Source organism: Streptococcus sp. ELY_125, from assembly GCF_058314535.1.
The window spans coordinates 22,978-46,817 of record NZ_JBZFUM010000018.1; the positions used below are offsets into that span (position 1 = coordinate 22,978).

Consider the following 23,840-nt stretch of genomic DNA (forward strand, 5'->3'; position numbering starts at 1 on the left):
ATATCAATCTATATGATTTCGTCATTTACATACGAAAACCACCAATGTTGGAATTGGGTGAAGTAAAACGCGCCTGATTTCGCAACTCGTCCTGAAGGATACGACGGACGTCGGCATCAGTTAATGGCTTTTGCTTGTCTTTTACTGCTTGTTTACGTTTTTCGTACTCCTTCTTAATTGCAGCAATATTAAGTCCTTCATCCAAAAAATCTTTAATTTCCAGCAAGACATCCATATCATTTAAAGAATAGAGACGACGATTACTAGAACTACGGTCAGGAGTTAAAAGACCCTGATCCTCGTAATAGCGGATCTGTCTAGCAGTTAAATCAGTTAGTTTCATAACCGATCCAATTGGGAAAACGGCTAGAGAACGCCTGAACTCTTTTTCTCGCATAATAACTGTAACTCCTTTCACATCCCATTATATCTGAAAATTCAGTCTTGTCAAGCTCGAATGTTACATTTTCTAACATAGATAAAACAACCTTATTAAGAACGGTTCCTACACAAAATCAAAGAGAAAAAACCAGCAAAACTGTTTTCAATAATAAGAAGTATTTTTAAGTCAGTAGGATCAGATTATAAATAAAAACTAAGCTTAAGTAACTAGTCTAGTTTGGTTATCTGGCTCCAATAACATTAATCCTTCCTGATCAAGCGCTTACGTAGCCAATCCACATCTATATTAACTAAAGTAGCTATAAACACTCCTATAAATGTTTCAAAGATACGAGCAACAGTATAGGTAAACGTATCTCCTGCGGGAATTGAAAGAGTAATAATTAACAGAGCAGCAACGCCACCGATGACACCCGATTTATTATTCATAGCAACATTGGTCATGATCGTCAACATCGTAAAAATCGGCACAAATACAAGCGTCACCCATAGGAGATTATCAAATAAAGCAGTTAAGCCAAAGAATAACAGTGAATAAACACCACCAATTGTATTCCCTAAAATACGAGAAGCCCCAAAATGGACACTCTTGTCAAAATCCTCTCTTAAACTAAATACGGCCGTTAAAGCACCAATTTGTAGCCCTTCAAAGCCAAATAAAGAAAAGAGGGAGAGAACTAAAAATACAGCTAAACCCGTCTTAAATGTTCGCATCCCTAATTTAAACTCTTGGGGATTAAAGCGAAATCGTCCCAATATTGAATCCTACCTTCCACAAGTTCACTTCCTTATTCATTCTATCATAGTTTTGGATGATAATCACAAAATTTTCTGATAATTCCTGCTGTCCTCCCTTCTCTATTTCCAACTTATAATACAGCCATTAAGAGAAGGGGATACTGTTTTTCAAGCGTCAGACTTAGTTTATAGTTAGGCTTTCTAACGAAGAACGGGGCCGATCGAACTATCGAATTTCTATATTTTCATAAGATCTCCCTTAGTCATCCCACAGACTTCGACGCTTTAATTTTTCTTCATAGAGGCTTCCTTTAATATACTCCGCCAACAAGTCATTAAGGATATTTAGCTCAGTTGCATAGCGCTTTTCCATTGATCGATCAAAACTTTGCTCAGCTTCTTTTATTTTAGCAATAAGATCCTCACCAGTTTGTGTCAAAGACAGTAGAGACCGGCGGCGATCGGACTCCGATATTTCTTTTATGATTAATCCTTTTTGAATCAGACTCTTCACCAATCGACTGGGGCTTCTTTCCTCACAAATTAATAATTCTCCCAAATGCTTTAGAGATAATGGACCATATTCCTTTAGCACCAATAGAACCTCACTCTGATTAGGGGTAACACCTGCAGATGACATTAAGTGAGTGTATTCCTTCATAGCTATATTATCAGCGCTTCTAAATAAATATCTAAACTGTTTTCCTAGCGAATCCATTGTTTCTCCCCACCTCATTATTCTTGTCTACTATTTTACACTAGATTAGGTAAATTGTTGACAATAAAATAATTAAAAACTAGAATAGATTTAAATAGATGACATATCATCTATTTGGCGATTTATCAAAAGGAGTTCTTACATGACCACAACCACTTCATCCCGAATTATCAAACACGCCTTTGTTACTGGGGCAACCGGACTTCTGGGTAACAATTTAGTCCGCGCCCTATTGAAGGAGAAAATCCAAGTGACCGCTCTGGTTCGCTCCATGGACAAAGCTAGACAACAGTTTGGTACCTTGCCTATCCGTTTTGTTCAAGGAGATATTCTCAATCCAGAAAATTATAAATCTCATCTATCCGATTGTGACAGCCTCTTTCACACAGCTGCTTTTTTTCGTGACAGCCATAAAGGTGGCAAGCACTGGCAAGAACTTTACGATACCAACATCACAGGAACTATAAATCTCTTGCAGGCCGCTTATGATGCTGGGATTCGCCAAGTGGTACACACCTCATCCATTGCTGTCCTTACAGGCCAGCCTAACCAGCTCATTGATGAGACCATGTCCCGCAGCCCCGATACCAAAATAGAATACTATCGCAGTAAAATTCTCAGTGAAAATGCTGCTAAAGATTTTCTGGCTAGGCATCCCGATTTATTTTCAACCTTTGTTCTGCCTGGATCCATGTATGGTTCGGGAGATATGGGACCGACTTCCACAGGCCAGATGATTTTAAATTATATGCAACAGAAACTTCCAGGGACTATCAAAGCCAGCTATAGCGTAGTTGATGCTAGAGATGTGGCAGACATCCATATCCGAGCTATGAAATATGGCCGCAAGGGCGAGCGTTATTTGGCTGCTGGACAATACATGACCATGCAGGAACTAATGAATACCTTGGAGGCCGTGACAGGAATTCCTGCCCCCAAAAGATACATTCCTCGTCCCTTGCTACGAACCCTTGCTACTTGGAATGAAATCTATCACTCAATTACCGGCAAACCTGTCTTAGTCAGTAAAGATTTAGTAGGCCTTTTTGCCAAGGAATACCAACGCACCCACTTTGATCATACTAAAACCAAAAAAGAACTGGGAGGATATTTCCGCCCAGTTGAAGAGACAATGTTAGCTACCATCAAATGGTACCGTAATCACGGTTATTTGGATTAGCACAAAAATGAGAGTGGGACAGAAGTCAATTGATATAAAAAATCGACTTCGTCGTCCCACCTCCGCACAGTTGATTAGGATAGCCGCTAACAATTGCGGAGCAAGGATTTAGGACCTCCATCAGCAGTGGTTCATTGGTGCTAAAGCACCTAATGAACTATGCAAGGGAAAGACTTCTTGACAGGGCCAACCAGTTTTTTCCCAACCACTGGCCTAGCAAATAAAATTAACCAAATAAATAAGGCTGAGAACTTCCTCCAGCCTTATTTTTGATATCGACTCTGCTTCTTTTCTGCAAAATCAAGATTTTGCAGAAACTGATGGGCTCAACCTTATTTTTCTGTCAACGCAGCCAAGCCTGGTAATACTTTATACCTTGCTAGATTTTCTAACTCACACCGCTTCGTAGAAACTCTACGCGATGTACAGAAAAAAAGAGACATCCGTCTCTTTTTTTCTAGCCTTCAAAGCCTATTTCTCAGTAAGTGCTGCAAGTCCTGGGAGAACTTTTCCTTCTAGTAATTCCATTGACGCGCCTCCACCCGTAGAAATCCATGAGAATTTATCAGCACGGCCAAGATTGATTGCTGCTGCAGCTGAGTCACCACCACCGATAATTGATTTAACACCCGGTTGTTTAACGATAGCATCCATCACACCGATTGTACCTGCTTGGAAGTCAGGGTTTTCAAAGACACCCATAGGACCATTCCAAACAACTGTCTTAGCACCAGTAAGAGCTTCGTCAAATTTAGCAATTGATTTAGGGCCAATGTCAAGACCAAGGAAGCCAGCATCTACAGCTTCACCTTCAGTGTCTTTAACCTCAGTATAGTCAGCAAATGCATTAGCTTCTTTTGAATCTACCGGCAAGACTAATTTACCATTTGCTTTTTCAAGCAGAGACTTGGCAACTTCTAACTTATCTTCTTCAACCAAAGAATCACCAATTTCGATACCTTGAGCCTTGAAGAAGGTATAAGTCATACCGCCACCGATAAGAACTTTATCTGCTTTTTCAAGTAGATTTTCAATAACACCGATCTTATCAGATACTTTTGAACCACCCAGGATAGCGACAAACGGACGTTCTGGCGTTTCAACTGCCTCTTGGATATAAGCAATTTCATTTTCAAGAAGGAAACCAGCAACCGCTTTTTCAACGTTTGCTGAGATACCAACGTTTGAAGCATGCGCACGGTGAGCTGTACCGAATGCATCGTTTACAAAGATGCCGTCGCCAAGACTAGCCCAGTATTTACCAAGTTCTGGATCATTTTTAGATTCTTTTTTACCGTCAACATCTTCAAAACGAGTGTTTTCAACCAAAAGAACTTGTCCATCTTCAAGAGCATTGATAGCTGCTTCCAATTCGTTACCGCGAGTAGCTCCTGGGAAAACAACATCTTGACCAAGTTTAGCAGCTAAGTCTTTAGCGACTGGTGCAAGAGATTTACCTTCTTTATCAGCTTCTTCTTTCACACGTCCAAGGTGAGAAAAGAGAATTGCACGTCCACCTTGTTCGATGATGTATTTGATGGTTGGAAGCGCTGCAGAGATACGATTATCATTAGTGATGACACCATCCTTCAGAGGAACATTAAAGTCAACACGAACGAGAACTTTTTTACCTTTCAAATCAACGTCTTTAACAGTCAATTTCGCCATTACATAAGACTCCTTTTTATATTAATACCTGTATTATATCACAACATAAGGGGATAAGACAATCAAATGAAGCATTTCACAAAATTCTACTCGATAAAGAGACACCAAAAAAGAGAGCCCACAGGCTCTCCTACTATCACTAATTAATAAAATTATTTAGCGATTTTTGCAAAGTATTCAAGAGTACGAACCAACTGTGAAGTGTATGACATTTCGTTATCGTACCATGAAACTGTTTTAACCAATTGAGTGCCATCAGCACCTTCAGTTACTTCTGTTTGAGTTGCATCAAACAATGAACCAAATGACATACCAACAATATCAGAAGATACGATTGGGTCAGTGTTGTAACCGTACGATTCAGTAGCTGCTGCCTTCATAGCTGCATTTACTTCATCAGCAGTAACCTTCTTGTCAAGAACAGAAACAAGTTCTGTCAATGAACCAGTTGGAACTGGAACACGTTGAGCATGACCTTGAAGTTTACCATTTAATTCTGGCAATACAAGACCGATAGCTTTAGCAGCACCTGTTGAGTTAGGAACGATATTAGCTGCAGCAGCACGAGCACGACGGAAGTCACCTTTACGGTGTGGTCCATCAAGGATCATTTGGTCACCAGTATAACCATGAATAGTTGTCATAGTACCAGCTTTGATACCAAAGTTTTTATTCAATGCATCTGCCATTGGTGCAAGACAGTTTGTTGTACATGAACCAGCTGAGATAACTGTTTCAGAACCATCAAGAACATCATGGTTAGTGTTAAATACAACTGTTTTAACATCTGATCCACCAGGAGCAGTGATAACAACCTTCTTAGCACCACCAGCATGCAGATGTTTTTCAGCTGCTTCTTTAGTAGCAAAGAAACCAGTTGCTTCAAGAACGATTTCTACACCATCGTTAGCCCAATCAATTTGTTCTGGGTCACGTTCTGCAGAAACTTTAACAAATTGACCGTTAACTTCGAATCCACCGTCTTTAACTTCAACAGTACCGTCAAAGCGACCTTGAGTTGTATCGTATTTCAACAAGTGTGCAAGCATTGCTGGGTCAGTAAGGTCATTGATACGAGCAACTTCAACACCTTCAACGTTTTGGATACGACGGAATGCAAGACGACCGATACGTCCGAAACCGTTAATACCAACTTTAACTACCATGTGTGATTTCCTCCTTATGAAAATCAAGAAAATTTTTTATTAAGGGCGAACCCTTTAACGATTTGTGAAAAGGTTAACTTGCGAACGTTCACAAAGCCCCTTCAACATGATTATTATATAATCTTTTTCTGCAAATTGCAACCACTTACTATCACCCAACCAGACAAAAAGACCAGCAAACACGCTGGTCTTTTACTGCTAACCACAGGTGAATTAAGCCTCACCTGAATTTTTCTTAATGATTTCTTCTTGAACAGATTTTGGAACATCTTCATAGTGGTCAAATACCATCATGAAAGTACCACGTCCTTGAGATGCTGAACGAAGAACAGTTGCATAACCAAACATTTCGGCAAGTGGTACATAAGCACGAACGATTTGGCTGTTACCATGTGCTTCCATACCATCAACACGACCACGACGAGCTGTTACGTGTCCCATAACATCACCGAGATTTTCTTCAGGAACCGTGATTGTTACCAGCATCATTGGTTCAAGAATAGTTGGTTGTGCAGACTTAGCTGCCTCTTTCAGAGCCAAAGAAGCGGCAATCTTGAAGGCTGTTTCAGAAGAGTCGACATCATGGTATGATCCATCATAAAGCTTAGCCTTGATATCAACCAAAGGATAGCCGGCAAGGACACCGTTTGCCATTGCTTCTTCCAAACCTTTTTCTACTGCTGGGATGAATTCACGGGGAACGACACCACCAACAATAGCATTTTCAAATTCGAAACCTTTACCTTCGTCATTTGGTATGAATTCAATCCAAACATCACCAAATTGACCTTTACCACCTGATTGACGTTTAAAGAATCCACGAGCTTGTGTAGCAGCACGGAAAGTTTCGCGATACGATACCTGAGGTGCACCAACATTGGCTTCAACCTTAAATTCACGTTTCATACGGTCAACAAGGACATCCAAGTGGAGTTCACCCATACCAGAGATAACTGTTTCACCCGTTTCAACATTTGTTTCAACGCGGAAGGTTGGATCTTCTTCAGCCAATTTTTGCAGGGCAACACCCATCTTGTCTTGGTCAGCCTTAGACTTAGGTTCAACCATGAGCTGGATAACTGGTTCTGGAACTTCGATAGACTCAAGGATAACTTTAGCCTTCTCATCAGTCAAGGAATCACCAGTTGTTGTTTCTTTCAAACCAACGGCTGCCGCAATATCGCCAGCATAAACAGTTTCAATTTCCTTACGGCTGTTGGCGTGCATTTGAAGGATACGTCCGATACGTTCACGTTTACCTTTAGTTGTGTTCATAACATAAGAACCTGAATTAAGGACACCTGAGTAAACACGGAAGAATGTCAAACGCCCTACAAATGGGTCGGTCATAATCTTGAAGGCAAGAGCTGCAAACGGTTCTTCATCAGATGCTGGACGTGTTTCATCCTCATCCGTATCTGGATTAACACCCTTAATAGCAGGAATATCAACTGGACTTGGAAGGTAATCAACAACGGCATCAAGCATTAATTGAACCCCTTTGTTCTTAAAGGCTGAACCACAGAGAACTGGGTAGAATTCGACATTGATCGTTGCTTTACGGATACCTGCTTTTAACTCTTCGATTGTGATTTCTTCACCTTCGAGGTACTTCATCATGAGGTCTTCATCAGTTTCAGCTACCGCTTCAACTAATTTTTCACGATACTCTTGCGCTTGTTCAAGGTATTCAGCTGGAATATCCTCTTCCAGAATATCAGTTCCAAGGTCATTAGTATAGATCTCAGCCTTCATTTTAACGAGATCAATAATACCGCGGAAATCATCTTCAGATCCGATTGGAAGTTGAATAGGATGTGCATTAGCTTGAAGGCGGTCATGAAGAGTGCTTACCGAGTAAAGGAAATCAGCACCAATTTTGTCCATCTTGTTAGCAAAAACAATACGTGGAACACCGTACTCAGTTGCCTGGCGCCAAACCGTTTCAGTTTGAGGCTCAACACCTGATTGCGCATCGAGAACAGTTACCGCACCATCAAGGACACGGAGAGAGCGTTGCACCTCAATGGTAAAGTCAACGTGCCCCGGTGTGTCAATGATGTTAACACGATGATCATTCCATTGTGCTGTTGTTGCGGCAGAGGTGATTGTGATACCACGTTCCTGCTCTTGCTCCATCCAGTCCATCTGTGAAGCTCCTTCGTGAGTTTCACCGATTTTGTGAATACGACCAGTATAATAGAGGATACGCTCTGTTGTAGTTGTTTTCCCAGCATCAACGTGAGCCATGATACCGATATTACGAGTTTTTTCCAATGAAAATTCGCGAGCCATTATGGTTTTCTCCTATAATCTATAATTTTTGTAAAAAACGGATAGGCAGGGACCTACCCGTTTCCACTGTTTACCAGCTTAATTGAACACGATTCGAGAGCGACCAGTCTAAAAAGATAACCCCTAGAAGTTGCAACTTTGTTGGCAGTTTCCCTTATTTTGTCTCTGCTCTCTTCGTCTCTGTATCTTAAATAATTGAGTTCGGACTAAAATTCGGGAAAAATAGGAAATCTTCCTAGAGCCCAAAGGCTCGTCGTCACATTTCCTATTTTTCCTAGAATTTTCTTGACGTCCTCACATCTTAAATTACCAGCGGAAGTGTGCAAAGGCACGGTTTGCTTCTGCCATACGATGAGTATCTTCACGTTTCTTAACAGCAGCACCTGTATTGTTAGCAGCATCCATGATTTCTTTAGCAAGACGGTCCTTCATAGTATGTTCACCACGGGCACGTGAGGCATTAACCAACCAACGAAGACCAAGTGTTGTACGACGTTCTGGACGTACTTCAACTGGGACTTGATAGTTAGAACCGCCGACACGACGAGCACGCACTTCAAGGACTGGCATGATATTTTCCATTGCTGTCTCAAAGAGTTCAAGAGCATCATTGCTTGTTGCTTCCTTAATTTGTTCGAAAGCACCATAAACGATGGTAGCAGCTGTACCACGTTTCCCGTCAAGCATAACGCGGTTGATAAGACGTGTCACAATTTTGGAATTGTACAATGGATCTGGTAATACTTCGCGCTTAGGCGCTTGATTTTTACGACTCATTAGTTCTTATCTCCCTTCTCTTATCCTTTAGGACGTTTTGCACCGTACTTAGAACGGCCTTGCTTACGATCTGCTACACCCGCTGTATCAAGCGCACCACGAACGATATGATAACGTACCCCTGGAAGGTCTTTAACACGTCCACCACGAATAAGGACAACACTGTGCTCTTGAAGATTATGGCCAATACCTGGGATATAGGCAGTTACCTCGATAAGGTTGCTCAAACGCACACGAGCAAATTTACGAAGGGCAGAGTTAGGCTTTTTAGGTGTCATTGTCCCAACACGAGTGGCAACACCACGTTTTTGCGGTGAAGAAACATTTGTTGTTACTTTTTTATGACTGTTATAACCAACATTCAGAGCTGGTGAGTCAGATTTTTCAACTTTAGATTTACGCGGTTTACGTACCAATTGGTTGATTGTAGGCATCTACACTTTCTCCTGTAAAATTTTATTTTTGGTTGATATAGCGCTTGGTGACAGCCTATATCTGTGTGTACTTTGCAACATTTGTCAGCACGTCCCTGTACACTTTGGAGAGACCAAAAGTAAAAAGTACCATTTATCATAATACTACAGTAGCACTATTTTGTCAATGTCTTGCTTTACTTTTTAAAAAAGGCCGGAATTAATCTCCTACCTTTTAATGCTTTTATTAGAAAATTTGAAAGCAGTCATTAATAATTTTAATCAGCTAGAAACTTTTAAAATAGGTTAATATCTGTTCTCTCAAATTATCGCTAAGGACTGACTTCGACACTGCCATCTTCACCAACCTTGACATTGGTATCCCCACCATTAACTTCAACACCTTCTTCACCAACATTAACGTTGGAATCTCCGCCGTTTACTTCAACGCCTTCTTCACCAGCACTGACTTTAGTGTCCTCGCTGTTGGTCTCAGCACTATCATCAGAAGTCTTTTTTTCACTCTTTTTCACTGAGCTTTGGCTGGTTTTTTCTGTTTTATCAGATTTGTCACTAGATTCTTTTTTAGAATTACCGCAAGCCGCAAGACCAACAAGCAGTGTTAGAGTTAAAACAGTTACAACGAGTTTTTGGAAGTTTTTCATATAAAGTCTCCTTTTTTATAATAATCTTAATCTATCATAAACTTTCTAAAAAAACAAGAAATATTTTAAGATTATTTTAAAGCTTCAAAACTTACCCTTAAAGTTCCAAGCAGCACCAAGCAAAGAGAGATTTATACGAATAAGAAACTGCCATTCTATTGATCAAAAATATTTCCCCGTTCAACTTCCAACTTTTGCTCTTTCACATCAATATTAGTTACTGTTAAGAGTGATTTATAGGACAAATTATCACGTTTTTCTTGACCATTGTCAGCAAAAACAGCAACACCGACTAATTCACTTTCAAATTCTTTAAGCAGGCTAATCATACCAGTGATTGTGCCCCCTCCTTTAAGAAAATCATCCACAATCAAAACACGGCTACTGGGTTTGAGGCTGCGCTTGGACAAGAACATTTTTTCGATACGGTCACTGGAACCACTAGCATAATTAACCGACACAGTCGAGCCTTCCGTAATTTTTAAATCTCGACGAACAATAACAAACGGAACATTTAGAACATTGGCTACAGCATTCGCAATTGGAACTCCTTTAGTGGCCACCGTCATGACAGCATCAATTTTTTGACCCGCAAAGCTGCTGGCAATTATCCGTCCAATACTTTGCAAGATATGAGGAGTACTGAGCAAGTCTGATAAGTAAATATAACCACCAGGTAGGATGCGATCGCTTTCCGACAGACGCTCACAAAGTCCTTCGACAATTGCTTTGGCCTCTTGCTCTGAGATAGTCGGTGTAAAAATAACCCCACCGCTGGCACCTGTAACGGTCTCGATATGACCGATATGACTATTCTCAAAAGCGCGCTTAATAATAGCAACATCTTCTGAGATTGAAGACTTAGCAGCTTCGTATTTGTCAGCAAAGGTATTTAGACTAGTCAGAGTATAAGGGTTGTTGATAAGGTAATTCGAAATAACAACCATACGTTCACTTCTTCTTAATTTCATTTTAACTCTCATTTCCTATTGATTCATTTCTATTTTATCATAAAAATCAATAAAAGACGAACATTATAGGAATGTTCGTCTTTTATTCTATAATTTAGGCTTGTAGAAAGCGCGATTATCCAGTGGAAAGATCCTTCGTGTCATTTCGCCATCATCAACCTGAGCAAGTGCTGCTGTCATCATCATCATTTCCGCATCAATATTATCAATCATGTGAATGATTTCTGCTTCCATGACCTGCGGACGAACTGGACTGCCGTATTCTAACTGACCGTGGTGACTCAAAACAACATGGCGCAAAAGCGTTACATCTTCGCGTTCATCTTCTATATTAAGCTCCAGTATAGTTTTGGTAATTTCTTCATTGACAAGAGCAATATGGCCAATCAAATTTCCGCGAATGGTATACTCTGTCCCATCAACACCGGATAGCTCGATGCATTTAGCCAAATCATGGAGCATAATTCCGGCAAAAAGCAAGCTTTTGTTGAGAGTAGGATAAATATCACCAATGCTGTCAGCCAGACGAACCATGGTGGCTGTATGATAGGCCAAACCATTTTCAAAGGCATGATGGTTGGTTTTTGCAGCAGGGTAACTGAAAAACTCTTTATCAAACTTACGGTAGAGGGTACGAACAATTCGCTGCCATGTCGCATTCTCAATCTTAAACATCATATTTTCCAAGTAGTCTTTAATTTCGACAATATCGACAGGTGATTTTTCACGGAAGTCAGCAGGATCATGAGGCTCACCTTCCTTAACGTTGCGCAAGGTAATTTGATTCACTTGAGGTGTCCCATTGTAGACTTCCCGTCGTCCCTGCATATGGACAACCTTCCCAACTGTAAATTCTTCAACATTATGAGGCTGAGCATCCCAGAGATTGCCCGAAATCTCACCAGAGTCATCTTGAAAGGTCATCGCCAGATAATCTTTTCCGGCTCGAGTTTTGCGAAGTTCAGCTTTCTTGATCAGATAGAAACCTTCGAAAGCCTCATCTTTTTTCATTTGGTTAATCTTCATGGTCATCTCCACCTCCTATTTGCGGAATACTAAGCAAAGATTGGGTGCTAGCATCCTGATAATCCTCAACTGTATCCAGAGCCTTAATAATCGCATTCGTTCGCGTCGTTAGTAGCGTATCGACCGTTTTACTAGCTGTATTGAGCTGCTTTTGTGCCTTGGTTAGCATACCGCCAAATTTTGTAAATTCCGTTTTGACATTGCCCAAAATTTTAGAAATATCATCAGCATTCTTCTGGATATTCAGTGTTTTAAAGCCAACCGATAAGGAATTTAAAAGAGCAGATAAGGTACTAGGACCAGCGACAACAATATGTTCTTCCCGTCGCAAACCATCAAAGAAAGTACTGTTGCGAACCACTTCTGAGTATAACCCTTCAGTCGGCAAAAACATGATACCAAAATTGGTTGTTTCTGGTGGATTGAGATATTTCTTTTGAATGTCTTTGGCAAAGCGTTTGAGGCTGGCTAAAAGTGACTTCCGATAATTGTCAATCTGCTCACTGTCACCAGATTCGTAAGCTTCTTCTAGGCGATAGTAGTCTTCCAGCGGAAATTTAGAATCAATAGGCAGATAAACGTAATCATTCTCATGACTGCCAGGTAGTTTAATCGCATACTCTACACGCTCTGAAGAACCCTTTACTGTTGCAAATTCCCGTTCGTACTGACTATCCGTCATGATATCCTCAATAATCTGACCTAGCTGCAGCTCTCCCATAATGCCACGAGTCTTAGTGTTGGAAAGCACCTTGTTTAGGGTGCCGACATCCTGAGCCACACTTTTCATTTCACCCAGACCTTGATTAACAGACTCCAACTGTTTCGATACAGTCTCAAAAGAGGTTCTCAGTCGACTCTGAAGCGTTTGCTCCAACTTCTCTTCAACAGTCTGGCGCATCTGGTCTAAACGTTTCTCGTTTGACCTTTGCATATCCTGAACGGCAGTCGTCAAATTTTGATTAATAAGCTCCAAGCGCTGATCTGAACGATCGCGACTGTCGGTCAGGTTTTGGTGGAGGACATCACGAATATCTGCTAGTTGCTGATAGAGCTCTGTTTTTAAAGCAGCGATTTGTTGATTAAGTTCTAGCGCCTGATCTTTTTTTGCCAAATCCAGTTGATAGGAAAGTTGTTCTGAGAGATTATCAGCATTATTATCCAGCTTTTTTTCCAACTGACCTGATAAACCAATCAAGTGCCTCACTATATAAACGGAAAGGCTCAAGCCAGCCAAACCAATAATTATTAAAAATCCGACCATTTCTTATCCTTACTCTGAATAGCAATAACGTAGCCTGTTGCTACAGTGACCTCAATAGGTTGATTCGTAAATTCGTTACTGGAATATATTTTCTTTTTGAAAAAATTATCACCCGTCAGCTCATATTTAGCTCCCTTAATCGCTAAATCTGCGCTATCTGATGTCATAAAAGAGATATAGGTCATATCCCTCACTGGTTGGAGTTGATGAGTCCCCGCTGGAAGGAAGCAAATACGATTTTGCTCATCTACTAAACTGATTTGCTGCATATAAGGAGCGATAGCTGGGTCGCTAGGGAGGAAAATATTTGATAAGGTATGATCGATACGGCCGCCAAATGCTCCGTAAATAGTCAAGACGGCTTTGGGATACTGACTCAATACGGTTTTGACTGCTAGTTCGGTATCCGTATCATTCTTCTCACTTGGAGCTTGAATCATTTTCCCTGCCTGCTGCCTAATCAAGGCTAGCTCCTCGACAGTAACAGAATCAAAATCCCCTACTGCTAAATCTAAAGGAAAGCCATGCTGCAAAAGCCAGAGACTGCCTCCATCAATTCCGACATAAACATCAAAATCCCTAGCAGGAGCGCAAGGCCTCCCACCGGCAACTAGGGCAACCTCAGTCATTGAGCGCATCCTCTAAGGTTTGGACTTGGGCTGTTAAATCATCAGCTTTAAAGAGGTAGGAGCCTGCCACAAAAACATTAGCTCCAGCCTCCGCACAGTCTGCAATCGTACGATTATCAACACCACCGTCAACCTCAATATCAAAGTCATAACCCGTTTCTTCCCGCCAAGCCGCTACTGTTTGAACCTTATCCAGCATTTCAGGAATAAAGGCCTGTCCCCCAAAACCTGGATTAACGGTCATAATCAACACTTGGTCAACCAAGGGCAGCAAGGGAACTAACGTCGATACTGGCGTTCCTGGATTGATTGCCACACTAGCCTTCATTCCTGCAGTCTTAATCTTTTGCAGACTGCCATGAATATGTTTCGTTGCTTCAACGTGGATGGTCATAATATCAGCACCAGCCTGAGCAAAGGCCTCAACATAGCGCTCAGGATCAACAACCATCAAATGACAATCAAAAACCATTTTGCTGTGCTTACGCATACTAGCAACCACATCTGCTCCAAAACTAATATTCGGAACAAACTGACCATCCATGATATCAATATGAACATAATCAGCATTAGTGGCGTCAATACGTTTGAGCTCATTTGCAAAATTGGCATAGTCAGCAGCAAGGATTGAAGGAGCAATCTTTTTTATCATGGATTTCCTACTTTCTTTTAATAATTTTCTTGTAGACTTCTCGGCGATTCTCAATTTCACTAAGGAATTGCAGGTAATTATCATAGCGTTCCTGCCAGATATGGCCGGCCTCAAGAGCTGTCTTCACAGCACAGTCAGGCTCATGCGTATGGGTGCAAGATCGGAATTTACAGCCATGACTAGCTTTACGAATTTCAGGAAACGCTTCGCTTAAGTCCTCAGCACTGCCAATCTCATAATTAAGAGAGGAAAAGCCGGGGGTATCAGCGATTTTACCACCGTAAGCGTCATATAAACTGACTGCCCTAGTAGTGTGGCGTCCCCGTCCCAGACTATCAGAAATAGTTTTGGTTTCTAAGTCTAGCTCAGGAGCAATTTTATTGAGCAAGGTAGATTTACCAACACCAGTCTGCCCCATAAAAACGCTCACTTTTCCAGATAAATAAGGAAGCAGCTCATCTAACGACCAAACAAAATCATAACCGATAATCTGGTACTGTCTACGGATTTCTTGCATAGCCATTCTATCTTCCAGCAAATCCATCTTGGAAATATAGATAATAGGCCGAATCTGCTTCCCTTCCAAAAGGACTAGGAAACGATCGAGTAAATTGCTATTAAAATCCGGCTCCTTGGCGGACATAATGACAACAGCCTGATCAATATTAACAATGGGGGGACGCACTAGACTGTTCTTGCGATTATGGATTTTCAGAATATATCCTTCTGATTTTTCTTCAGCCGAAAAGTCAACAAAATCCCCTACATAAGGCGTGTGCCCTTTCTTTCTGAAGTTTCCGCGGGCTCTTGTCTGGTAAAGCTGACCGTCCGCCTCGATGTAATAAAAACCGGCCAAAGCCTTGATAATTCTACCTTGCAAATGAACTCCTTTATCAATTTTATGGGCTTATTATATCACAAAAAGAAGGCTGGCAGTCGCTAGGAAGGGTAAAACAGCTTGCATTTTTAAAAAATTAAGGTATAATATTTTTATCTGCGGAGATGGTGGAACGGCAGACACGCATGCTTCAGGCGCATGTGCCCATACGGGCGTGAGGGTTCAAATCCCTTTCTCCGCATTTGATTGAGAAAGATTAATCACAGGTTGGTTTTCTTCCTGTGATGTTTCTTTTCAATCAATACATTTACAAAGTCAGATAAAAATGGATTTAGGTAACTCACAATTGATACTGAAGCAATTCATTTTCAAAAGACTCTTTTGGAAAGGTGGCCCAGCTTGGTACGGCACCGGACTCGAAATCCGGCAAGTGAACTTTGTTCACGCGCGGGTTCAAATCCCGTCCTTTCCTTATTGTTAGCGAGCTCTCGTCTCATATAGACGGGAGTTTTTTGTCATAAAAAGGATTGGGGGCGTTCTTTATGGCTCACGACATAAATGTGATAAATAATTCACTTTTTATTGACAGTATTTTGAAGAAGTGATATATTTATAACAGAAAGAGTTAGAAATAATTAACATTTATCTTATATAGAAAGAAGGGATAACTTATAAAAAAAGATATTTACAAACGGATGACATTCGCTATTGTGCTTCCTCAACTATTTGTCATCTGGTTAATCTCAGCTGACTCTCATCCTGTCTGGATCAAACATGTCACCTTTGGCATTACAATGGCTTTGATTTTCCTTATTTTTATCATTGTCAATACCGTCAAATTTCCTGATAAACCTGCCAAGTCTGCTCTTAAAAAGTACCTCAGCAAAAACAAAAATTCCGCTGGACCTACTTGATACCAAGTTTATCTGTTATCCCAATTATGATTGTCAATGCCGCAGTTAGTTCAAATCCTGTTAGTATCAAGCTTGCTGTTTTAGGCATAACATTTGGTTTGATAGCTGTCATTTTCGCGACTACTGTTTGGCTGATGAATCGTCACAAAAAAAGAATAGGGAGGTTGTTTACTAATGAAAAATAAAAAATGGCTCTATATTTCCTGGCTTCTGATGTTACTTTTGTGGTTTCTAACACCGCAAAGTCATCCTGCTTGGATAAAAACTACTGCCTTCATTATCGTTTTACTGTTTCAAGCTGGCATTTTTTGGCTCTTTCGCAAAGAAGCCTTTCAAGATCCAGAAGATCGTTATTTTGGACTGACTGAAAAACTGTACAGCCTAACACTTTTTGCAGCTATGGGGGTTTATACCAAAGGTATTTGGGCTCTTACTCCAAATAGCAATCCTATCTGGATAAAGCATGTCTTTTTAGGATTGGGGCTCTTGATTTTAGTTGCTTTCTTCCTCTACTTTGCTTTCAAAAAAGTGGATGAAAAGCCTGATGAACGCTTCTATGCTGACTTGGCTAAGGCTGCTTGCCTGACCTTGAGTTTGATCTTAGCTTGCTTGATGATTTTGAGCGTTATCGTCTTCTTCTTCCCATTTACCTTGACAGCTGGTATGATTTTGATCTTCGGCGCAGTTATGATTTTGGCCTTTGATATTGCTTTTTTCCTCTTTGAGAAAAGAGGTGGTTAAGATGGCTAATATCCTAACTAATCTCAAAGAATTACGCAAGGCGAAAAAAATGAGCCAGCAGGAACTGGCACAATTAGTCGGCGTGCGCCGCGAAACCATTGTTCATCTGGAAAATAATCGCTATAATCCTTCTCTTGAAATGGCTCTCAAAATCGCCGAGATTTTCCAGCTGCCCGTGGAAGATATTTTTCAACTGAATAAGGAGGAACAATCATGAAAACACAAACTTGCCCTTACTGTGGGAAAAATCAATTTGTTACAGCTAAACAAAACAAAGGCTATGCTGGTGTTTCACGTTCGGGCAGTGCCACTAAGCTAGGTCAATCGCTCTGCCTAGAAATCTGTAAAAACTGTGGAACGGTTGTTCGATTTTTTGTGGAAGAGCCTGAAAAATTAAGCTAATTAAAAAATCCTGCTCGTTCAGCGGGATTTTTTTGATAAGGTGAGCAAGCAGCAACTCAGTAAAAAGGTCAAGGCTGTCATACTGCCGGTTCCATATTTCTCAAGCAGACTGCTACTAATAAAGAGATTAAAAACAGTAGCCATGAGGGCTAGACTAGTCATCATCACCATGATAAGATCCTGTCTTCTTTTGTCCAGCAGCTGGTAAGAATCTGTCCATAAGCCAAATAAAAATAGGCAAAAAACGACCAGGCAAAACAAAAAAAGAGATTGGCAGGTCTTAGCCAAAGCGGAAAGACGGTATAAAGCCCGCCAAAAAAGAAGCCACCCAAAGGAAGTCCCAACAAAATGAGAAAATGTAAGCCAGCCTGTATGATATAAAGACTGGAACAGAGACCCGCTAAAATCTTTATTAGTTTCATAAGCTCACCTGCTTCTATTTCACTATCACTTTTAATCGAAACAACATGAGATAATATTTTAGTAATTTCAATTTCATACTTTTCTGTATCGTCCTCTCCCTATAAACTCTATAACTCCTTTATCTCTAAGAATTTGCAACTGCTGGCGAATCTTGTCCTTTATATGATTATTATTAGGAAAAATTAATTTTAATTCACTCTCAAAACTGTACATTTTTTCAAGAGTAAATTCATTTTTTTCTATTTTGTCTATGCATTTAAGGATTTCTAAAAGCCACCCTCTAGTAGTAAGAGATTGTGTTCTTAGAAAGAGAGTTTTTCCAAATTCTTTCGAAACTAATTCAGGTTCTCTAACTTTACCATTTTTAACAAGAAATATTTTTCCTTTTGAGGGTACTTGTGATAAATCAATATTACAACCTATCCAACCTGCTCTTTTAGCGGTTGGTGCGAGAGGCTTTCTCTTGATAATAGCGCTTTTTGTTATAAATTGTTTTGGCAGTACTAGAAAATTTTGAACCTCATAATTCTTTGAATAGGTCAAAAAGAAAAAATTGGGATTATTATCAGCTTGGACTCGTTCAAGCATAGTTGTATAAGCACCATCAGTTATGATTGTTGAAAATTTACCCTGTTTACTTTTCAACTCAAATTCTTCTGAACAATTAGGACAGAAAAAATCAGCCACAGGACGATTATTTTCAAAATGAGTCAAAGGCTCTTGACCACAATTTGGACAGTAAGATTGCCTGTCGACCCAATCTTCAGTTAGAATACGAGCCTTTTGACTATTATTGCTATAACCTTCAACTAAATCTAAATTGAATTGTAACTGCATAGGAACCCCAAAATGACTTTAATAGTGACAAAAGTCTTCAAATTAAATCTAAATAATATGACTAATGACCTTCTTGTATATATTCTTTTAAATCTTTCTGATCGGTAGGCATGTAATGTTGGTAGTAACTGTCGTTTCCCACCTGTTCATTTTGTAAAAGGCTGTAAGGTCATTGATTATTTTCTCTCTCAATTTCTATTTTAATCCAGTCTCTCTCAACGCATCTGCCAATCTAGCAAAATCCATAATAGACAAGGCTTCGCCACGGATAGATGGCTGGAGTTCAGCTTGTTCCAAAGCGGCTTCCAATTTAGCTTTGATATCTTCTGACTTGCCAAAGCGGTTGGTTAAATTATTCCACAAGGTTTTCCGACGGTGCACAAAGCTGGCTTTTGCGACATCAAAAAGGAAATCTTCATCTTGCACTTCCACCAAAGGCTGATTGCGGCGTACCATTTTAAGGATGGCTGAGTCAACATTTGGCGCAGGCACAAAGACCGCCCGTGGTACAATAAAGGCAACCTGAGTCTCCATATAATACTGCACTGCAATCGACAACGACCCGTAAGCCTTAGTGTTAGGCTCGGCTGAAATCCGGTCGGCTACTTCTTTTTGCATCATGACTACAAACCCTTGAAAGGGAATCCTACTCTCAATTAAGTGCATCAAAATTGGCGTGGTGATGTAGTAAGGCAGGTTGGCTACAACTTTGATAGGTAGGTCAGGATTTTTAAAGTTTTGAATTTGTGTTTGCAAGTCCGCCTTGAGGATATCTTGATTGATTACCTGCACGTTGTCAAAATCACGCAGGGTATCTGCCAAAATCGGAATGAGACGCTCATCAATCTCAAAAGCCATGACCTCAGCAGCCTTCTCCGCCAAAAACTCGGTCAAAGCCCCGATGCCGGGGCCAATCTCAATGACATTGACGTTCTGGTCAACCTCTGCCACGTCAACAATCTTCTGTAAAATATTGGTATCGGTCAAAAAGTTCTGACCGAAGGATTTTTTAAAGGTAAACCCATGACGCTCTAAAATGGCGCGGGTAACGGTTTTATCTGCGATTTTCATGACTAATCTTTCTTCTCTTAAGGAACTAAATACTGGTAAACTGAGGGCTACTTATCTTTAGTCAGTTCTTTAGTGCGCTCCAAGGCTTGATTAATCCCTTGGATCAGTGAAGCTTGCAGGCCAGCTTGAGTCATAGCCAGCAAGCCAGCAATCGTTGAACCGCCGGGTGACGTCACTTCATCTCGTAATTGAGACGGATGCCTGTCTGACTCAAGCACCATTTGAGAAGCTCCAAGCAGGGTCTGAGCTGCCAAGCGTCTAGCTGTTACTGCACTGAGACCATTTTGTACACCAGCTTGAGTCAAGGTGTCGATAATCTCATAGACAAAAGCCGGTCCGCAGCCAGCAATAGCTGTTGCTGCATCTATCAGCTTTTCTGGAATCTTCTGAACTTGTCCAGATTCGACCATCACCTCTTCAAAAAGCAATTCCAATTGAGGATTGCGGGTGGTAAATGTGGTCATTCCCTGACTGATAGCCACTGGGGTATTAGGCATCATACGAACAATCTTTTCAGTTGGCAGATAAGTTGACAATTGCTCAATTGTAACACCAGCAGCCATGGAGACCCAAACAGTGTCAGGATTATGAGCAATAGTTTCTGATAAGTCCTCCAAAATAGGTGCTATAAATTGTGGCTTAATGCCGAGAAAAACTAGATCAGCCTGTTCAATAAGCGTCTCATTAGATAAAATCTCACCACCACAGGCTTTTTGGATCTGTTCGGCCTTGACTTGGTTATGATCACTGAGTAAGAGTTCGTGGACTTCAAGCTTGGCTACTGACTCTGCAATAGCTCCCCCCATGTTGCCCAAACCGATAAAACCAATCTTCATGTCTGTCTCCTATTCTCGAATTTGACCATTACCTGTAATGATGTATTTGTAGGTTGTCATTTCACGCAAGCCCATAGGGCCGCGCGCATGCATTTTCTGCGTTGAAATTCCCAATTCACAACCCAAACCGAACTGTCCGCCATCAGTGAAACGAGTCGATGCATTGACATAGACAGCTGCTGAATCTACCAACTGGGTAAAGTAATCCGCAGCTTTAGTATTCTCTGTCACAATAGCTTCACTGTGCCCCGTCGAATGCTGGGCGATATGCTCTACGGCCTCAGCTACATCAGAAACCACCTTAACAGCCAAAATAAAGTCTAAAAATTCCGTATCAAAGTCATCTACGCCGGCTGGATGAGCGCTGCTTAAATAGGCCAAAGCTTGCTCATCAGCACGCAGCTCTACCTCTCCGGCCAGAGCTTGCTCCAACTTAGGCAGGAAGTCGCTGGCAACAGCCTCATGCACCAAAAGGACCTCCTCAGCATTACAGACTGATGGCCGGCTAGTTTTAGCGTTGACAACGATAGCTACCGCCTTATCCAAATCAGCGTCAGCATCTACATAAACATGGCAAATTCCCGTCCCTGTCTCGATAACTGGCACGGTAGCCTGCTCCACAACAGCCCGAATCAAACCTGCTCCGCCCCGAGGAACTAAGAGATCAATCTTGCCCTTGGCAGTCATTAACTCAGTCGCTGAAGTACGGCTGGTATCCTGAACCAATTCAATCACTTCAGGAGCAATACCCGCCTTTTCCAAACCGGCCTTCAGGGCTAAAACAATCGCATTGGCCGAGCGAAAAGCCTCCTTACCGCCGCGCAAAATGACAGCATTACCGCTTTTGATGGCTAGGGCTGCTGCATCGGAGGTCACATTAGGCCGACTTTCATAAATCATGCCAATCAATCCAAAAGGTAGGGAGCGCTTGACGATCTTCATCCCGTTGGAAGCCATATTTTCTTCCAAAATCAGACCAACTGGGTCAGTCAAAGAGATCAGGGCTCGAATACCTGCAGCCATCTCTTGGATGCGCTTTTCTGTCAACAGCAGGCGGTCTTGCATAACCGGACTGATAGAACCCTGCTGGGCTGCGGCCATATCTGCTTCATTTGCGGCCAAAATAGCTGGTATATGCTCTTCCAAGGCTGCAGCCATGGCCTCAAGCGCCTCGTTTTTCTGGGTCGTACTGGCCAGATTGATAGCCGCTTTATGAGCTAGCAGACTATCTAATAATTCTTGTGTTGATGTCATATTATCCCTTTCTTATAGAGCCACCCAGTCATTGCGGTGAATAAAAACTCCCTTAGCATGCTCTTGAAGCAACAGGTCTCGTAATTCTTGCGAAGACATCTTGGCACGTCCTTTACCAAGCAAATCATGCTGGGGCTGATTGTAGACCTCTACAATATCGCCGACCTCAAAATCACCACTGACCTTGGTAATGCCTGCTGCCAGTAAACTATTCCCATGGTCATCCAAAGCTTCCTTGGCTCCCTTGTCAATCTCTACATAAGCTTCTGTTCGGGCATAGAAAGCCATCCACTGCTCACGTTGGCTCATCCCCGCTTCATCTGCCAAGAAAAGAGTGCCCCGATTAGTCTGACCAACCGCTTGCAGGAGAGCCGTATCTTTCTTAGACGAGCAAATATAAACTGGTACACCGGACTTAGTCGCAATCTGAGCAGCCTGAAGTTTAGTGGTCATACCACCGGTCCCATTGCTACTGCCAGTACCAGCAGCCATTTCAAAGAGATCATCCGTGATGTTGACGACTTTATCAAAATGCTTAGCCTCAGGATTTTTACTAGGATTGTCAGAGTAGAGTCCATCGACATCAGTCAGGATAACCAGAAGATCCGCCTTGACCAAGGAAGCAACCTGAGCTGAGAGCGTATCATTGTCTCCGACCTTAATCTCCTCAATAGCAATGGTATCATTTTCATTAATGATAGGAATAGCCCGCTGACGCAGTAAAACCTGCAGAGCTTGAGAGGCATTCTTATAACGACGATCATCCGCAAAGTCATCCTGAGTCAATAAAATCTGGGCCGCCACAATGCTGTCTTTCATGAGATTTTGAGTGTATTCCTCAATCAAAAGCCCCTGACCGACCGCTGCACTAGCTTGCTTTTCAGCAATTTTTCTGGGACGCTTCTCAAATCCTAGACGCCTAAAGCCCGCTGCGATAGAGCCAGATGTAACAAGAACAATATCATGCCCTTGTTGGTGGAGCTGGGCCAGCTGGTTAGTGATACGGGCTAGTTTAATACGATCCAAATTTCCATTTTTCTGAGTCAGAGAACTTGTTCCAACCTTAAAGACAAATGTTTGTTTTTTCATTATAATGTTTTCCTTCTGCAGCCTATCTCTAGATAAAACTTCTTCTAGATTCCTTTTCATTGCTTCTACTACCTCTGGTAACAGTACAATAAAAGCCAGTCTGTCTCGTTAAATAGGTCATTTTCATAAGATGTTCTAGTATCTTCTATTTATTCTACCATAAAAAGAAGACTGGGCAAAAATTCGTCCAGTCTTCCTAATTTGGAGTAAGCCCTTGACACAAGAGGATACGACCCCAAATTTTCCATTTTTGAATTCTTTCCCTTCCCCTCTTACTCCCTTTACTCTTCTATAATAACCGCAAAATCGTCTGGGGAACGTCTGATATGCGGGTAACCAGATTTCAAAGCTTTCCCCACAGCCAGCATTAAAATAGGTTCCCAATCAGAAGAGAGTTTTAGGTAGTCCTTCATTGCTTCAAAATCCACTCCTCTCATTGGCACACTGTCATAACCATAGGCACGGACAACATGCATGAGGTTCATAGCAAAGAGACCAACATCCAGTCGTAAGCCTTCAACATCCTTATCCTCTGGGTGAAGAGAAAAATACTGACCTATCCGCTCTGAGCGGACAGCTGCCTCCACTTTTGTAACAGTACCTTTTTCCACATGAAAATCTTGCCACCACTCTAAGTCATAGGCCTTTTTATCACCAAATAAGAGAAACACTACGGAGGCTGTCTCAACCTGCGGCTGATTAGCTGATAATTTCCTCAATTCTTTTTGCTTCTCTTTATTTTTAACAACTTAAATTGTCAAATTAAGTTGGACAGTTTCACCTGACTCAGAAAAACATGATAAGGTGTTTGATAATTTAGAGATTTTCTAGGAATCTTGTTTCTCCTATCAGCTATAGCTGATAAAATGGT

25 protein-coding genes, 2 tRNA genes and 3 pseudogenes are annotated in these 23,840 nt (G+C 41.3%); 7 read left to right on the plus strand and 23 right to left on the minus strand.

The genetic code is table 11. The features are described 5' to 3' along the window. Positions 1-25 precede the first annotated feature (25 nt). The 3 genes from AC4HAL_RS07940 to AC4HAL_RS07950 form a co-directional block, all read right to left on the minus strand. The gene (locus tag AC4HAL_RS07940; protein ID WP_447451801.1) at positions 26-397 is read right to left on the minus strand and encodes a MerR family transcriptional regulator; all 372 of its coding nucleotides are present in this window, start codon (positions 395-397) and stop codon (positions 26-28) included. 245 nt (positions 398-642) lie between these two features. Further along, on the minus strand, positions 643-1,116 hold the full coding sequence (locus tag AC4HAL_RS07945; protein ID WP_491093741.1) for an FUSC family protein: 474 nt from the start codon (positions 1,114-1,116) through the stop codon (positions 643-645). 283 nt (positions 1,117-1,399) lie between these two features. Then, on the minus strand, positions 1,400-1,858 hold the full coding sequence (locus AC4HAL_RS07950; RefSeq protein WP_491093721.1) for a MarR family winged helix-turn-helix transcriptional regulator: 459 nt from the start codon (positions 1,856-1,858) through the stop codon (positions 1,400-1,402). 142 nt (positions 1,859-2,000) lie between these two features. Here AC4HAL_RS07950 and AC4HAL_RS07955 point away from each other — a divergent pair, with 142 nt between their 5' ends. Continuing rightward, the gene (locus tag AC4HAL_RS07955) at positions 2,001-3,038 is read left to right on the plus strand and encodes an SDR family oxidoreductase (protein WP_491093722.1); all 1,038 of its coding nucleotides are present in this window, start codon (positions 2,001-2,003) and stop codon (positions 3,036-3,038) included. A 471-nt stretch (positions 3,039-3,509) separates the two neighbouring features. Here the strand turns inward: AC4HAL_RS07955 and AC4HAL_RS07960 are convergent, their stop codons facing one another. From AC4HAL_RS07960 to rsgA, 12 genes are all read right to left on the minus strand, one after another. Continuing rightward, positions 3,510-4,706, minus strand: a complete 1,197-nt coding sequence (locus AC4HAL_RS07960; protein WP_491093723.1) for a phosphoglycerate kinase — start codon at positions 4,704-4,706, stop codon at positions 3,510-3,512. Between the two features lie 152 nt (positions 4,707-4,858). Continuing rightward, a complete protein-coding gene (gap, locus tag AC4HAL_RS07965) occupies positions 4,859-5,872 on the minus strand; it encodes a type I glyceraldehyde-3-phosphate dehydrogenase (protein WP_447451796.1) in 1,014 nt (337 codons plus the stop codon). Between the two features lie 213 nt (positions 5,873-6,085). Further along, positions 6,086-8,167, minus strand: coding sequence for an elongation factor G (gene fusA, locus AC4HAL_RS07970; protein ID WP_491093724.1), 2,082 nt, complete (start codon positions 8,165-8,167; stop codon positions 6,086-6,088). Between the two features lie 306 nt (positions 8,168-8,473). Beyond that, positions 8,474-8,944, minus strand: coding sequence for a 30S ribosomal protein S7 (gene rpsG, locus AC4HAL_RS07975; protein WP_491093725.1), 471 nt, complete (start codon positions 8,942-8,944; stop codon positions 8,474-8,476). A 20-nt stretch (positions 8,945-8,964) separates the two neighbouring features. Further along, entirely contained in the window at positions 8,965-9,378 is a 414-nt protein-coding gene (gene rpsL / locus AC4HAL_RS07980) for a 30S ribosomal protein S12 (protein ID WP_447451793.1), read from the minus strand. A 311-nt stretch (positions 9,379-9,689) separates the two neighbouring features. Continuing rightward, the gene (locus tag AC4HAL_RS07985) at positions 9,690-10,022 is read right to left on the minus strand and encodes a hypothetical protein (protein ID WP_491093726.1); all 333 of its coding nucleotides are present in this window, start codon (positions 10,020-10,022) and stop codon (positions 9,690-9,692) included. Positions 10,023-10,177: 155 nt separating this feature from the next. Further along, positions 10,178-10,993, minus strand: a complete 816-nt coding sequence (gene purR / locus AC4HAL_RS07990) for a pur operon repressor (protein ID WP_447451791.1) — start codon at positions 10,991-10,993, stop codon at positions 10,178-10,180. An 87-nt stretch (positions 10,994-11,080) separates the two neighbouring features. Next, positions 11,081-12,019 carry a 3'-5' exoribonuclease YhaM family protein gene (locus tag AC4HAL_RS07995; RefSeq protein ID WP_491093742.1) on the minus strand — a complete coding sequence of 313 codons (939 nt, stop codon included), beginning with the start codon at positions 12,017-12,019 and terminating at the stop codon, positions 11,081-11,083. After that, the gene (locus tag AC4HAL_RS08000; RefSeq protein ID WP_491093727.1) at positions 12,009-13,283 is read right to left on the minus strand and encodes a DNA recombination protein RmuC; all 1,275 of its coding nucleotides are present in this window, start codon (positions 13,281-13,283) and stop codon (positions 12,009-12,011) included. The genes AC4HAL_RS07995 and AC4HAL_RS08000 overlap by 11 nt, the downstream gene beginning before the upstream one ends. After that, on the minus strand, positions 13,268-13,912 hold the full coding sequence (locus AC4HAL_RS08005) for a thiamine diphosphokinase (protein WP_491093728.1): 645 nt from the start codon (positions 13,910-13,912) through the stop codon (positions 13,268-13,270). The genes AC4HAL_RS08000 and AC4HAL_RS08005 overlap by 16 nt, the downstream gene beginning before the upstream one ends. Continuing rightward, positions 13,905-14,564 carry a ribulose-phosphate 3-epimerase gene (gene rpe / locus AC4HAL_RS08010; protein ID WP_491093729.1) on the minus strand — a complete coding sequence of 220 codons (660 nt, stop codon included), beginning with the start codon at positions 14,562-14,564 and terminating at the stop codon, positions 13,905-13,907. Before rpe ends, AC4HAL_RS08005 begins: the two co-directional genes overlap by 8 nt. Positions 14,565-14,571: 7 nt before the next feature. After that, positions 14,572-15,444 (minus strand): ribosome small subunit-dependent GTPase A, encoded by an 873-nt coding sequence (gene rsgA / locus AC4HAL_RS08015; protein ID WP_491093730.1) that lies wholly within the window; start codon positions 15,442-15,444, stop codon positions 14,572-14,574. Positions 15,445-15,560: 116 nt separating this feature from the next. Here rsgA and AC4HAL_RS08020 point away from each other — a divergent pair. The 6 genes from AC4HAL_RS08020 (at position 15,561) to AC4HAL_RS08045 (ending at position 17,459) form a co-directional block, all read left to right on the plus strand. Beyond that, a tRNA-Leu gene (locus AC4HAL_RS08020) sits at positions 15,561-15,643 on the plus strand. Between the two features lie 142 nt (positions 15,644-15,785). Continuing rightward, a tRNA-Ser gene (locus tag AC4HAL_RS08025) sits at positions 15,786-15,874 on the plus strand. A 223-nt stretch (positions 15,875-16,097) separates the two neighbouring features. Beyond that, a complete protein-coding gene (locus AC4HAL_RS08030; protein WP_491093731.1) occupies positions 16,098-16,316 on the plus strand; it encodes a hypothetical protein in 219 nt (72 codons plus the stop codon). Between the two features lie 174 nt (positions 16,317-16,490). Further along, positions 16,491-17,057 (plus strand): hypothetical protein, encoded by a 567-nt coding sequence (locus AC4HAL_RS08035; RefSeq protein ID WP_491093732.1) that lies wholly within the window; start codon positions 16,491-16,493, stop codon positions 17,055-17,057. Position 17,058: 1 nt separating this feature from the next. Then, on the plus strand, positions 17,059-17,274 hold the full coding sequence (locus AC4HAL_RS08040; protein WP_491093733.1) for a helix-turn-helix transcriptional regulator: 216 nt from the start codon (positions 17,059-17,061) through the stop codon (positions 17,272-17,274). Then, a complete protein-coding gene (locus AC4HAL_RS08045; protein ID WP_491093734.1) occupies positions 17,271-17,459 on the plus strand; it encodes a hypothetical protein in 189 nt (62 codons plus the stop codon). Before AC4HAL_RS08040 ends, AC4HAL_RS08045 begins: the two co-directional genes overlap by 4 nt. An 18-nt stretch (positions 17,460-17,477) precedes the next feature. Here the strand turns inward: AC4HAL_RS08045 and AC4HAL_RS08050 are convergent. The 8 genes and pseudogenes from AC4HAL_RS08050 to AC4HAL_RS08085 all read right to left on the minus strand — a co-directional run. After that, positions 17,478-17,881: pseudogene (locus tag AC4HAL_RS08050) on the minus strand (hypothetical protein). Between the two features lie 73 nt (positions 17,882-17,954). Continuing rightward, positions 17,955-18,719 (minus strand): DpnI domain-containing protein, encoded by a 765-nt coding sequence (locus tag AC4HAL_RS08055; RefSeq protein WP_491093735.1) that lies wholly within the window; start codon positions 18,717-18,719, stop codon positions 17,955-17,957. Between the two features lie 195 nt (positions 18,720-18,914). Further along, positions 18,915-19,790 carry a 16S rRNA (adenine(1518)-N(6)/adenine(1519)-N(6))-dimethyltransferase RsmA gene (gene rsmA, locus AC4HAL_RS08060; protein WP_491093736.1) on the minus strand — a complete coding sequence of 292 codons (876 nt, stop codon included), beginning with the start codon at positions 19,788-19,790 and terminating at the stop codon, positions 18,915-18,917. 47 nt (positions 19,791-19,837) lie between these two features. Further along, positions 19,838-20,626 carry a pyrroline-5-carboxylate reductase gene (proC, locus tag AC4HAL_RS08065; protein ID WP_491093737.1) on the minus strand — a complete coding sequence of 263 codons (789 nt, stop codon included), beginning with the start codon at positions 20,624-20,626 and terminating at the stop codon, positions 19,838-19,840. A 9-nt stretch (positions 20,627-20,635) separates the two neighbouring features. Beyond that, on the minus strand, positions 20,636-21,880 hold the full coding sequence (locus tag AC4HAL_RS08070; RefSeq protein ID WP_491093738.1) for a glutamate-5-semialdehyde dehydrogenase: 1,245 nt from the start codon (positions 21,878-21,880) through the stop codon (positions 20,636-20,638). A 12-nt stretch (positions 21,881-21,892) separates the two neighbouring features. Next, positions 21,893-22,969 carry a glutamate 5-kinase gene (gene proB / locus AC4HAL_RS08075; RefSeq protein ID WP_491093739.1) on the minus strand — a complete coding sequence of 359 codons (1,077 nt, stop codon included), beginning with the start codon at positions 22,967-22,969 and terminating at the stop codon, positions 21,893-21,895. A 281-nt stretch (positions 22,970-23,250) separates the two neighbouring features. Beyond that, positions 23,251-23,718, minus strand: a pseudogene (locus AC4HAL_RS08080) (nitroreductase family protein); the annotation flags it as partial. A gap of 8 nt (positions 23,719-23,726) precedes the next feature. Further along, positions 23,727-23,840: pseudogene (locus AC4HAL_RS08085) on the minus strand (IS30 family transposase); the annotation flags it as partial.